At 54.1% G+C, this 12,752-nt stretch carries 11 protein-coding genes and 1 pseudogene; 10 read left to right on the top strand and 2 right to left on the bottom strand.

What is annotated here, in order from left to right:
- Positions 1 to 79: 79 nt before the first annotated feature.
- The 3 genes from GGE09_RS21395 (at position 80) to GGE09_RS21385 (ending at position 4,895) form a co-directional block, all read left to right on the top strand.
- Entirely contained in the window at positions 80 to 1,678 is a 1,599-nt protein-coding gene (locus GGE09_RS21395; protein ID WP_309748162.1) for a hypothetical protein, read from the top strand.
- A complete protein-coding gene (locus GGE09_RS23470) occupies positions 1,675 to 2,484 on the top strand; it encodes an E2 domain-containing protein (RefSeq protein ID WP_373287553.1) in 810 nt (269 codons plus the stop codon). The genes GGE09_RS21395 and GGE09_RS23470 overlap by 4 nt, the downstream gene beginning before the upstream one ends.
- A gap of 359 nt (positions 2,485 to 2,843) precedes the next feature.
- Complete coding sequence (locus GGE09_RS21385) at positions 2,844 to 4,895, top strand: heavy metal translocating P-type ATPase (protein WP_309748161.1); 2,052 nt, start codon at positions 2,844 to 2,846, stop codon at positions 4,893 to 4,895.
- A gap of 258 nt (positions 4,896 to 5,153) precedes the next feature.
- On the opposite strand, the gene GGE09_RS21380 is transcribed toward GGE09_RS21385, so the two are convergent.
- Positions 5,154 to 5,591: a Fur family transcriptional regulator gene (locus GGE09_RS21380; RefSeq protein WP_309748160.1), complete on the bottom strand. Its 438-nt coding sequence runs from the start codon at positions 5,589 to 5,591 to the stop codon at positions 5,154 to 5,156.
- A gap of 321 nt (positions 5,592 to 5,912) precedes the next feature.
- Here GGE09_RS21380 and GGE09_RS21375 point away from each other — a divergent pair, with 321 nt between their 5' ends.
- Together GGE09_RS21375 and GGE09_RS21370 are read left to right on the top strand one after the other, a co-directional pair.
- Complete coding sequence (locus GGE09_RS21375) at positions 5,913 to 6,845, top strand: multicopper oxidase domain-containing protein (protein WP_309748159.1); 933 nt, start codon at positions 5,913 to 5,915, stop codon at positions 6,843 to 6,845.
- 2 nt (positions 6,846 to 6,847) lie between these two features.
- Positions 6,848 to 8,032 carry a metal transporter gene (locus GGE09_RS21370; RefSeq protein WP_309748158.1) on the top strand — a complete coding sequence of 395 codons (1,185 nt, stop codon included), beginning with the start codon at positions 6,848 to 6,850 and terminating at the stop codon, positions 8,030 to 8,032.
- Positions 8,033 to 8,042: 10 nt separating this feature from the next.
- Here GGE09_RS21370 and GGE09_RS21365 read toward each other — a convergent pair whose 3' ends face one another.
- Positions 8,043 to 8,930 carry a cation diffusion facilitator family transporter gene (locus GGE09_RS21365; RefSeq protein ID WP_309748179.1) on the bottom strand — a complete coding sequence of 296 codons (888 nt, stop codon included), beginning with the start codon at positions 8,928 to 8,930 and terminating at the stop codon, positions 8,043 to 8,045.
- A gap of 482 nt (positions 8,931 to 9,412) precedes the next feature.
- Here GGE09_RS21365 and GGE09_RS21360 point away from each other — a divergent pair, with 482 nt between their 5' ends.
- The 5 genes and pseudogenes from GGE09_RS21360 to GGE09_RS21340 form a co-directional block, all read left to right on the top strand.
- Positions 9,413 to 10,666 (top strand): HAMP domain-containing sensor histidine kinase, encoded by a 1,254-nt coding sequence (locus tag GGE09_RS21360; protein ID WP_309748157.1) that lies wholly within the window; start codon positions 9,413 to 9,415, stop codon positions 10,664 to 10,666.
- A complete protein-coding gene (locus tag GGE09_RS21355) occupies positions 10,663 to 11,271 on the top strand; it encodes a response regulator (RefSeq protein WP_309748156.1) in 609 nt (202 codons plus the stop codon). Before GGE09_RS21360 ends, GGE09_RS21355 begins: the two co-directional genes overlap by 4 nt.
- A gap of 92 nt (positions 11,272 to 11,363) precedes the next feature.
- Positions 11,364 to 11,846, top strand: coding sequence for a heme-binding protein (locus tag GGE09_RS21350; RefSeq protein ID WP_309748155.1), 483 nt, complete (start codon positions 11,364 to 11,366; stop codon positions 11,844 to 11,846).
- 57 nt (positions 11,847 to 11,903) lie between these two features.
- Complete coding sequence (locus GGE09_RS21345) at positions 11,904 to 12,563, top strand: ankyrin repeat domain-containing protein (RefSeq protein ID WP_309748154.1); 660 nt, start codon at positions 11,904 to 11,906, stop codon at positions 12,561 to 12,563.
- A gap of 45 nt (positions 12,564 to 12,608) precedes the next feature.
- Positions 12,609 to 12,722: pseudogene (locus GGE09_RS21340) on the top strand (ubiquinol-cytochrome c reductase iron-sulfur subunit); the annotation flags it as partial.
- Positions 12,723 to 12,752 lie beyond the last annotated feature (30 nt).

Raw genomic sequence — 12,752 nt, 5'->3', positions numbered from 1 at the left:
GTAGTCCCAATATATAGAATGTAGTTATAAAATAGGCTGGCTCGTGCTGGTCTATCGCATTCAACAGAAGGAATGCAAAATGTCGTGGAGCGAACCCGAGGCGCGAACCCGAATTGAGAAGCTTGTTAGGGAAGTACCTGATGTGGATGTCCGGCGTTTTGAGAAATACCTTCCGCTCTACGAGGCTGACAAGGCCCTTATGACGGCGCGAGATCAGCAAATCTCTCCGCCGCTATTTAGTCTTCCGCGAGGCAAAGCGGTCGTCGTAGACACTGTTCAGGTCTACATCGCGATTAGTAACTATGATGAGTACCGGCTGGAAGAAGGCCGTGAAACGGAAGCATCGCATGATCGTGCGCTACGTCTGCTTCATCTCTACTATAGCGCTGCAGATCGGGTGATCGAAAAGTCGCCTGCGCAGCGTGTCGACTTTCACAATGGTCGGGTCCACGCGGTTGTGCTTGAACTAGAGGAGGGTGGCATAAGTCGCGACACGCTGGCGCAAGCAATGGCCTTCATTGAAGATTTCAAGCAGGTCGCCCACGCCGCCAACCAGCAGTTAGCAAACGGAGAGTTCAATGCGGTTTTCCGGATCGGAGTTGATGTTGGCACCTGTGTTGCAATCAACAATGGAACTGGCTCTGAACAAGAACCCATGTTCTTGGGGCGACCAGCCAACCACGCGGCCAAGCTTGCTCACGGGGACGAACCTGGCGTTTATGTAAGCGATGCAGTGCGCAAAATCTTGGGGCAGCCTGAACTCGGAGTTCTTGAGCAATTCAGAGGCCTTACCGATGTCGAGATCGCTACTAATTCTGCGAGACTGTCAGATGGTGAAAGCCTAGAGTTCGGGGTGCAGAACCGTCAGCAGTTCACGGACGAAGTCGTCGGGAACTGGCGCAAGGAAATCGCGAGTGGTGATTTTCCAGACTTTACCGATCCACGGTTCGTTTTCTCCTATCAAGAACCTCCGCTGAGCGAGATCGACTATGCTGAACTAATGCCCAGTAAGTCGATCAGAATGCCCTTAGTTTCGATGTATGCTGACCTGTCTGGTTACACGGACTATATTGATAGAGCTGTTGCAACCGGAGGGATTGGTGAAGCGGTTCGCGCACTCTACGTCATGCGGCAAGAGTTTCAGAACGTAGTTGAGGAAGATTTTGGTGGCCGGAAGGTTCGCTTCATCGGTGATTGTATTCATGCGCTGATAGCTGAAGGATCCGAGAATGAGACGAGCTCACGCGATACCGTCGCCTCAGCTACTCATTGTGCAGGTGGGCTTCACTCTTCGTTCGCTCTTTGCCAATCGATCCTCGGAGGTTTGGACAGTCTTGGCTTAGCGGTCGGCCTTGAACTTGGCCCAACTCCGATTTCACGGATTGGCATTCGCGGGGACCGCTCGGTTCGCGTGGCCTCCAGCATCGCCACAGCGCGCTCTGAGAAAATGCAGAAGGACTGCGAACACAACGGTGTGAAGCTTGGTGAAAATGCACTTGCTGCGGCACCGGTCGCTCTTGCCGATATCCTGACTGAAGGCTTTGCGGCAGAACTTGATTATGGAGATGTAGCTGTGTGTTTGGCTGCGCCCGCTCCTTCATTGGCAAGCCCTACTTACGCCCGCGCGCACGTCCCGTCGCCAACACCGGAACCACGCGCACATTTGAAGACTGAATGAACTCACTAGCCCTCCTCATCCGATCGAGCCCAAATTGGGTCGAAGTTCAGGAACAGAGCTTCGATGCTGCTGGCATAGTGGCGACACCACCTTTGCAGGGGGGCAAGCAGCCTAAGACTTTCTTTCTGAGACTGCGTCCCTCTTCTAGGGGAGGGGTGGCCGTGTATGAGCAAGCGTCTTCAAGGCAATGTCCCGGCTTTTGCCCTGAGAGACACATCAACCCAGACAGTAGCTTCTGCGTCTTCTATGGTTCGGAAGAGCGAATATCGGATACCGGACGTGCTGAGACTTGGTGGTCGCACCTCGCCCAGTTTCTTGAATGCCAAGTATTTGCGGAAAAAAGAGGCGTGTGGCCGCTGCGCTCGGGATTAAGTCATGGAGATGCTGCAGATCACCAAATCGCCATGGAAAACATTGCCGATAATCATGGCTGGGGGGATGAAATTCTTGAAGGGATATTTCGTCGTCGTGGGTGGCTAGCCGATAGGCTGCCTCCTGCGTCCAAAGACAAGAAAATGGTTCTTAATTCGCGCACGCCGTGTCCTCGCGGTTGTCGCTGGAAGCATAAGTTGCTGCGGAAGCGATCATGCCAGATAGAAGCGTGTTTTGTCGGATGCGGAAGGCAGCACAAACCAATTCTCCGTGCGGATTGCCCTAATCGACGTAGCGTCGAAGACATCGTTCTTCATGAGCATAAACGCCGAAAGATCGAGCAAGACGCGATAAAGCACTTTTTTCAGAAGGGACATCGGTGTTGTGGTACGATGCAGCACTGTCCGCTCCGTGATTTGGAAGAGGCTGCCTAGGTATTCATCGAGCTTCACTGAAGCAGGTTACCCTTTGGTTGAAGAACCTTAATAACTATGTGCTAATACCACTGGATTTTCAGGGCCATTATATACAATGTTCGCGATATATGTTCCTTATTTGTTCTTTTCGCATAATGTTTCTTATGTTAAATTAACTAGAAGACGCAAACGGCTGGATGTGGTCCGGCTGGCTGCGCCATAGTCAATTAATTGGAATTTACCTTTGGTCTACCAAATGAGCAAATTTATACTATAACTTCTATCTAAGTTTTTCCCAGATCACTCCAAATCTCAATTACGTCGCTTCTCGAAATGCGGGCAGTCTTCGTCTAACCGAGCCTCACGAAGGAAAAAATATGTCCGAAAACCACCCGCACGAACAAGAATCTCGAGGCAACGTTCACGCATCAAATGATCACAATGCAGACGATGGGCACGATCACGCGCACGGCGGTTTTCTGAACGGAGTCTTAGGTGGGCGAGCCGAGATCATTTTCGCTGTGTTGGCTGGCGTTTGTCTGCTGTCAGGGTGGTTGGGACCGAAGTTTAGCATCATTTCCGAACAGTTCGGGTTTGGATTGCTGCTGGCAGCATATTTCTTTGGGGGCTACTTCGCCTTGCGGGAAGCCATTGAGAAAATTGTCAAAGGTCAGTTCCAGATTGATTTTCTCATGTTGGTTGCCGCAACAGGGGCTGCATTTCTTGGGGAGTGGGCCGAAGGCGCTTTCTTGCTGTTCTTGTTTAGCATTGGTCACGCGCTCGAAAATTATGCCATGGGGAGGGCCAGAAATGCCGTGGCGGCATTGGCAGACCTGACACCAGAAGAGGCGTTGGTCCGAAGGGGCGATGAAACCGAGACTGTTTTGATCGAAAACCTTGTGGTCGGTGACATCGTTGTCGTGCGGTCCAATGAGCGTCTCGCGGCGGACGGATTTGTCGTCAGAGGCTCAAGCGCCGTGAATCAAGCGCCAATTACGGGCGAGAGTGTGCCTGTCGACAAGATGCCCGTCAAAGATAGTGAACTTGCGTCAAAAAATTTGGGCACCCTCTCGGCGGCAAATCGCGTCTTTGCCGGATCAATAAATGGCAGCGGCAGCATTGATATCCAGGTCACAAGACTCGCGGGCGAAACGACATTGGCGCGTGTGATGACACTGGTTGCCGAGGCGCAGACCCGCCAATCGCCGACGCAGAACTTTACCAAAAAGTTCGAGAAGATATTTGTGCCATGCGTCGTTCTTCTGGCTGTCATCACCAGCTTTTCATTCTTGATCCTGAACGAGACAGCCTCTGAAAGCTTCTATCGTGCGATGGCCGTTCTGGTGGCGGCAAGCCCGTGCGCTCTGGCTATTGCGACACCAAGCGCCATTCTGTCAGGGATTGCCCGAGCGGCGCGGGGTGGTGTGTTGATCAAGGGTGGCGCACCGCTGGAAGCTCTGGGTCAGTTGGATGCCATCGCCTTTGACAAAACCGGCACTCTAACAATTGGCGAGCCACGGTTAGTGGATATTATGCCTTACGGTGACGCCTCAGAAACCGAGTTGTTGGAAGTCAGCGCCGCCGTAGAGATGCTGAGCGATCACCCCCTTGCGCAAGCAGTTGTCAGAGACGTCAAAGAGCGCTTGGGTGATCTGCCGGTAGAGGCAACAGATTTTGCCAATATTATTGGTCGAGGCGTGTCGGCAAAGGTTGGTGGAAACATCGTTCATATCGGTAAGACCGCGCTGTTTGACGATGTCGCTGGCCAGCCATTGCCCGAAGATTTGCTCACGTCGGTCGAAGCAATGGCCAAGAATGGCCGCACCACAATGGTCGTGAGAAGTGGGTCAAGGTATCTTGGCGCAATCGGCTTGATGGACACCCCCCGGGCAGACGCCAAAGCTGTAATTGCCGCACTGCGTGATGTGGGCTTGAAACGGATGATGATGATCTCCGGTGATAACCAGAACGTTGCGGACGCGGTCGCGAAAGAGGTTGGTTTGGACAAGGCATTTGGCGATTTAATGCCCGAAGACAAAGTTGCGAAAATTGCCGAACTCAAGGCTGACGGAGGCGTGGCGATGGTTGGCGACGGCGTCAACGACGCACCGGCGATGGCCAACGCTACAGTTGGTATTGCGATGGGTGCAGCGGGATCTGATGTCGCACTGGAAACAGCGGATATTGCGTTGATGGCCGATGATCTGCAGACCCTGCCGTTTGCCGTGGGATTAAGCCGTCAAACCAGCCGCATCATCCGCCAAAACTTGTGGGCAAGTCTTGGCATCGTTGCGCTGCTTATCCCAGCAACCTTGTTCGGGCTTGGCATCGGTCCGGCAGTGCTAATCCATGAAGGGTCAACCCTGATCGTGGTCTTCAACGCTCTGCGGCTACTGGCATTCAAGGATATTCGCGGCAAGCTAGTATAGGATTCTGTTTCGGGCGTGTCCTGTCGATAGAGCGCCGCCGTCCATCCAACATGTTAGAGTTCTAGCCAAAACCATACGTTAGTGACACTTGCCCAAGGAACCGTTATGTCCGCTTCACTTACACTATGTCAAAACTCGAAAGAGTGCAGTCTGGCCGTGACAAAAACGTGGGCTTTGGCCGCTGAAGGATCTACTGCAGCCAAGCAGACGCGTCACCAAGAGCGCAAGCAAAAGCAAATATACAATGACCGTTCGCGATCACAGCTTCCGACAATAGAGTTCAAGTCGATGGTGAACGACCTCGTAGCCAAGTTTTTTCGCGATTTCTTGTTGTAATTGTTCAATTTCTTCCGATTGAAATTCAATAACTTCGTCAGAGTCCAAATCAACAATGTGGTCATGGTGCTCTGAAATTGTGCTTTCATATCTGGCACCATGCCCTTCAAAGTAATGCCGCTCAGCGACGCCGACACTCTCCAAAGATGCAAGGTTTCGATAAACTGTGGCTAGGGATATTGACGCATCTGATGCCCTTAAGCGGCGGTGTAGTTCAACGGCATCTGGGTGATCATCTGACTCAAGCAATAACTTAACTAAAGCCACCCTCTGATTGGTGATGCGCAACCCGTTGCTGGCAATAATTTCGCTTGCACGTGTTGCGGCTGTGTTCTGATCCTGTTTCCCTTCCGATGCCATAATCTCTCTCCGCAGGGAAGGATTCCAGTTGCAACTAATTCGCAGTTGCGTTTAGAGTAGAACATAATGCGAATGATTCGCAAGAACGATGCGTGCCCGCCAAAAACCGCAATCCGTCAAAAACAATGCGTTTGACCGCAATCCTTGGAGACACATATGGACCCCGCAAATCCTCGGGACGAGACCGTAAGTCGGCGCGGCGTTCTCTTGGCGGGTCTTGCGGCCGCAGGGGGCTCCGTCGCTGTTGGAAACAGAGCGGTGGCACAGGAGGCTATGGGACCATCTGATTCCGCTTCAACCATGGCTACACATGGAAATATGATGACCGTTGGCGAGGTGGACAACTTGGCCAATGGCTTTGACCCGGTAGCAATGCTGACGGATTGGGATGTCGGCACGACCGAAACCTTGTCAGACGGGCGTACCCTAAGAACGTTCCATGTAGATGCGGAAGACAAGGAAATTGAGATTGCGCCAGGCGTCTTTTTTCCTGCCTGGACGTTCAACGGCCGTGTCCCCGGCCCTGCCCTGCGTGCAAAGGAAGGTGACCGGATCCGCATTGTGTTCCGGAATTTCGGATCGCACATGCATTCAATGCACTTTCACGGCATTCATTCAGCGCGGATGGATGGTGTGAACGGAACGCCGGGCATGATTGGCCCGGGCGAGGAATTTACCTACGAGTTCGATGCCAAACCGTTTGGCTGCCACCTATATCACTGTCACGCGCTGCCACTGAAACGTCACATGGCCAAGGGCATGTATGGCGCATTCGTCGTAGATCCTGACCCGGAAAAGCACCCTAACCAGACGAACGTGGCCCGTTCGCGCCTGATGGGAACCGCCGAAAATGCGGAGTGGCAGGAACTGGTGATGGTGATGAACGCCTTCGATACGAACTTCGACGATGAGAATGAGTTCTACGCTGCCAACACAGTCGCCTTCGCCTATATGAATACCCCGATCAGGATCGAAAAGAACCGGCCGGTGCGTGTCTACTTGATCAATGCCGTCGAATTTGATCCGATCAACTCGTTCCACCTTCATGGCAATTTTTTCGACTACTACAATCAAGGTACGACGTTGACGCCGACTCTGCGCACAGTTGACCTCATCACTCAATGCCAAGGAGAACGAGGGATATTAGAGTTCAGCTTCGCCGAACATGATCCGGGGCTTTATATGTTTCACGCACATCAGGCCGAGTTTACCGAACTGGGCTGGATGGCGAATTTCGATGTCGTGCAGGCGTGAACATGGAGGACCAGCCAGCGCGCCCGGACCCGCGGCGCCCGCAAAACCTCATCTGGCTGCTGATGCCGCTGGCGCTCTTGATTGCTGCCATCGGATGGATTGTTCTTGCCGACCCATTCCAGAGTTTCAGAAACGGTGCCCCGCCCGTTGAAGGCGTGACATTCGAGCGGACCATCCTGAACGATCAGGGCCTGAAGATGCTGGTGCGGGCGGGCGGCTCGGACCCGATGACCATCGCCCAAGTGCAGGTTGATGCCGCGTATTGGTCGTTTAAGCAAACACCGCCAGGAGCCATATCGCGCGGTGCCACGGTATGGCTGGATGTCCCCTATCCGTGGGTGCTGGGCGAAGCCCATGCCGTGACCCTCGTCACAACAACCGGTGCGACGTTCACCCATGAAATCGAGGTTGCTTTCCCAACGCCGAAAGTCACGGCAGGCCAGCTGAGATTTCAGGCATTGATCGGGATTTTCGTAGGTGTCGTTCCGATCGTCTTTGGTCTGATGTTCTATCCGGTGCTGCGCGGTGTCGGTCAAAACGGCATGAATTTCCTGATGGCGCTGACCATAGGCTTGCTGGCCTTCCTGCTGGTCGACTCGGCTGAGGAGGCACTGGAACTCGCAGGAAATTCAGCAGCCCTATTTCAGGGCCCGATCATGGTGGTCCTGGTTGCAGCGGCCACGTTTTTGCTGCTCATGGCCGTGGGGCAACGTGGCGGACCGCCCACGGGGCTGACATTGTCAACGTTCATCGCCTTGGGCATCGGTTTGCACAATCTCGGCGAAGGGTTGGCGATCGGTGCGGCATTTGCAGCGGGATCAGCGGGTCTTGGCACCTTTTTGGTGCTGGGCTTCACGCTGCACAATATCACCGAAGGCATCGGCATCGCAGCACCGATCCTCAAAAAACGCCCGCCATTATGGACCTTTGCGGGCCTCGCCCTGCTCGCAGGCGGTCCAGCGGTTATTGGTATGTGGCTGGGCAGCCTTGCATTCTCGCCGCAGTGGGGCGCGTTTGCTCTGGCCGTCGGCGCGGGTGCGATCCTCCAGGTTGTGGTTCAAGTTGGCGCATACGTGATGCGCAGCAATAATCTGGGTCTGGAGACATTCCTGCGGCCGTCTGTGCTAAGTGGGCTGACGGCTGGCGTGGCATTCATGTACATCACGGCAGCGTTTGTGAAAATCTGAGCTGAAACGTTCAAAACACGATAGCATCATCGGGTTTGGCTTTGTGCTCGGGTTCGACATGGATGTGAACAGTGCTGCCTGCAATCTCGCGTTCCAACGCAAATTCAATCCGATCACAGATTTCATGGGCATGTGACACTTTCATATCGCCGGGTACAATCAAGTGAAATTCAATAAATGTGCGCCGACCGGCATAGCGCGTCCGCACATCGTGCGCTTCAATGGCACCTTCCGCCTGTGCAGCAATTATATTCTGAATAAGCTCTAACGTTGCCGGTGACACTGCTTCGTCCATGAGGCCACCAACCGAGTCTCGAATGAGTTTCCAACCTGACCAAAGTATAAAAATGGCAACACTGGCTGCTAGAAGCGCATCAAGTGTCTGCCATCCGGTCACCAAGACCAGTCCGACACCGGCCAGTACCCCCACAGATGTGATTACATCGCCAAACAAGTGGCGACCGTCAGCAACCAGAGCAGGCGAGCGCCATTCCCGCCCCTTGTGGATCAGTACCCAGGACCACAATCCGTTCAAAACGGATGCGACCGCATTCAGGGCGAGACCCGTTACTGACAGGTTCAACGGGGTTGGATCGATGGCTCCTGCATAGGCCTGGCGCAGAATTAGAAGCGCGGCCACGACAATCAGGACCCCCTCTCCCACAGCCGCAAAGTATTCTGCTTTGGTATGCCCAAATGGGTGGTTATTGTCTGCAGGAACGGCGCTGATCTTTAAGACGACAACCGCCACACAGCCAGTGACAATGTTAACAATGCTTTCAATGGCGTCGGAAAACAGCGCTACGCTTCCTGTTGCAAGATAGGCAAGGGTCTTTAACCCCAAGACCACACACGCGACTAAAATGCTGCCAAATGCCAATTTTAAGGTCTTATGCAATGGGAAAGTTCCTGAAAACGGGGTGTGAAAAATAAGGCAAAAGTAAATCCCCTGATAATCCATAAGATAATCCGTCGTATAGGAGAAGGTTTGCTATCCATGGATTACTATGAGTTCACATTCCTTGCAGCTCCCAATGAGAGTTGGTCACTCCTGACCGTAGAAATACGGATTGGCGTTTTAGGCCGTAGCTGCGATGAAGCAGGATGACTGGGACCAGCTTGCTTTCTAACCAAATACGGCTGTCGTTTGGGCGGCTGGTGACCGTATGGGCTGTTCTGGTTGCTCTGGCACTTGCGGTATTGGCAGGATTCGAGCGGCACAGACTCGTTGGCGAATTCAACACCAAAAGCGCAATCTTGCACCGCCTGGCCTCTCAGCGCGCGGATCAACACGATGCACATTTGACGTCACTTTCGGCAATTTTTGTTGCGGGTGGAACTACGCGACAAGATTTGCTTTTGGATGTTGCGGACACAATCATGCAGTTCTATCCGCGTATAACGTCGGTCAATGTAATCCCGTTTGACCCGTCAGAGGCTGCTATTGAAACGCTGCCCGGCCTCTCGGAAGAGGATGCGGTCCTTGTGCGCCAGATGGCCCAAAATTCAACTGGGGCTTTGCAGATTGCGCAAATGCCTTCGGCACCAAGTCACTATCTATTGGTCAAGCGCAGCCCCAATACGGATGCAGCACAACATGCACTGGCGTTGGCTATCGACGCGCAGGCGCTGATTGCGACTGATGATCCGTTTTGGCAAATGCCTTCCGTGGCATACAGCCTTATGACGCCAGATGGTGCTGTACTGACGGGTGGGGCTACTGCGGGTGGAGCCCTGTTTTCAAAACCGCTTGGCAGTGCGTCGCAGCCTTTGATCCTAAAGACATCATTGGAGATCCATTTGGCAGATCTCTTGACGCTTGGGAAAGCTCTGTCCGTCCTCGCTGTTGCCTCGGGGTTATTCGTGATTGCAGTGCTGGGTCTTGCTCAACGCGCTCGAACCAATGATGCTGAAAACCGCGCAAGGCTCAGCGCACAGGAAACCCGTCTGGCCCATGCGTCGCGGGTCAATGCATTGGGCGAGATGGCCAGCGGGATGGCGCACGAACTAGCACAACCTCTGACCGCCATCCTCAGCCAAGCCCAAGCGGGGCGTCATTTGGCGCGACGGGGTGATGTAGACCGATTGAGGGGTGTTTTGGACGATACCGTCTCGCAAGCACAGCGCGCATCCGACATACTGAACCGTTTGAGGAGTTGGAGCAAACCGAACCGCACGCCCTCCACGGCATGCTCGCTGAATGGTGCCGTGCGCAGTGTGGAGCGGCTTTTGGCTTCAGAGGCGAAGGCAGCGGGGGCTAAGGTGACTTTGGCGCTGTCTGATGCGCCCGCCTTTATTGATGCAGATCCGGTTGAACTGGAACAGGTCATCTTCAATCTGGTGCGCAACGCGCTTGACGCCTCGGACGCGGCGCAAGTGACCGTTAGAACCTACGTCCTACATGGAACCGCAGTATTGGAAGTTGTCGATGATGGACCGGGCGTGCCTGCGGATTTGCAGCCTCGGATTTTTGAGCCGTTTGTAACCGGAAAGCTCAACGGAACCGGGCTGGGATTGGCTCTATGTCAACGGCTCGTCGAAGAGATGGGCGGCGATATTTCTTTGGTGTCGGAGGCCACTGAGACCACGTTTCGAATATCCCTGCCGCTCTCAAAGAAGCAGGTGGAGTCATGAGCAACTTTGTTTATGTGGTTGATGACGACGAGGCTGTTCGAAAAGCGCTGTCGCTTTTGTTGGAAACGGTCGGTCTAGATGTGCGCAGCTTTGCCTCTCCGGAGACTTTTCTGAAACAAGCTACAGATCTTATGCCGGGCTGTCTTATTCTTGATATTAGAATGCCTGCAATCTCGGGGTTGAAATTGCAGGAAAAACTGACCGAACAAGGGATCAACTGGCCAACTGTCATAATCAGCGGGCATGGCGACATCGAAGCATGCAGGCGTGCCTTTCGCAACGGTGCAATAGACTTCCTAAGCAAACCTGTGGATGAGCAAGACCTGATTGACGCCATCCAAAAAGGTCATGCGGAGCTTGAAGCGCGCGAACAGGCATCAGCAGAACGGGCCGAAGCTGTGGCGCTGATCGGCCATTTGACAGGGCGCGAACAGGAGGTTCTTGCGATGATCTCCAAGGGGCTGACCACCAAGCACATCGCCGATGCACTTGACCTGTCGCCGCGCACGGTTGAGAGCCACAGGGCTGCGATTGCGGGAAAGGCAGGCACTTCTTCCACGGCAGAGCTGACGCGGTATTGGCTAGAAGCATGCGGCGATCAGTAGAACTACGGAAAACATTGCGGGGGCTACGAATATCGAGAAACTGGTGGTTGGTTTAGACAGGATGCATAACGCAAACATAAGGAAACATCCCAATGATCCGCTCAATCGCTTTTGCAACCGCCCTACTGGCACCCGTCGCCGCTTTTGCTCAGGAATTGCCAACTGCACCTTACTTGCCGCTTGATTTGGCAACACAAGCTGCACAAACCGCAGTCGAAGCCTGCTCAGCCGAAGGTTACAATGTCAGCGTTGCCATCGTGGCACGCAGCGGCAACACCAAGGTTTTGTTGCGCGCAGATAATGCCGGTCCACATACGGTCGGCTCCAGCACCGGCAAGGCGTTCACCTCTGCAAGCCTTGGTCGCGATACCGCTGGTTTGGCCGGGTTCATCGGAGGCAATCCGCAAAATGACGGCCTGCGAGACATGGACAGCCGCCTGGTCATCCAGGCAGGTGGTCTGCCGATCAAGATCGGCGGTGCATTGGTGGGTGGTATCGGTGTTGGTGGCGCGCCATCAGGAGACATCGACGCCAACTGCGCACGCGCTGGCCTTGATGCCATCGGCGCAGAATAAATCCCAACCGGCCCGCTCCTTGGATGGGCGGGCCGCTGCTTTTGAAAGGTGATTACCATGCTCCGCTTTCTTGTTGTCTCATTGGCTTTGTCCAGCGCGGCCTTTGCGCAAACTCCGCCGTCTGCCTCTGACATTGCGTCATATACAGGCTTGCATCTAGCGACACATGAAGGCCGGGTTGCTGAGATCAAACGTCTGATCACGCAAGGGGCCGACATAAACGCCCGTGACCAAAAGGACCGGACCCCAGCCCATGTTGCCGCATTCGCCTCAAATGACGACGCGTTGGTGGCATTGGCAGAGGGCGGTGCCGATATGAACGCACTCGAAAACCGAGTCTATGATGTGCTTACAATCGCAGCCGTCGCTGATGATCCTGAACTGGTGTCACTCGCATTGGCGCTTGGCAACAAGGCGGACCTGATCACCAGCATCTATGACGGCACGGCCCTTATCGCCGCGGCCCACCTTGGGCATCATGATGTGGTGGCCCGGCTTGTCGCGGGCGGTGCGCCGCTCGATCATGTCAATAATCTTGGATGGACGGCCTTGATGGAGGCCGTGGTCTTGGGAGACGGTGGATCGGATCACGTCAAGACAGTTCAGATACTCGTAGAGGCAGGCGCAGATAAATCCATCGCAGATCGCGACGGAGTAACCCCACTACAACATGCAATGTCACGTGGATACACCAAAATCATCGACATTCTTGAATGAACGAGAGTTATGAGTTTCCGGCGTGTTCCAACCCGCAGGTTTGGGTGTCATGGCTCTCAATACGATACTGCTGGACGGATTCGCAAAGGCCCTGCCCCGCGCAACCTCGATCTGCCGCCCTATATTTTCGTGACAGTTACGGGTGTGCGTATTGGGTGATGGGCCTCTAAAACATATGGCCGTCACATC

This window comes from Roseobacter sp. N2S (assembly GCF_031454055.1).
Classification (GTDB): domain Bacteria; phylum Pseudomonadota; class Alphaproteobacteria; order Rhodobacterales; family Rhodobacteraceae; genus Amylibacter.
This window is presented reverse-complemented; position numbering and strand designations above follow the sequence as displayed.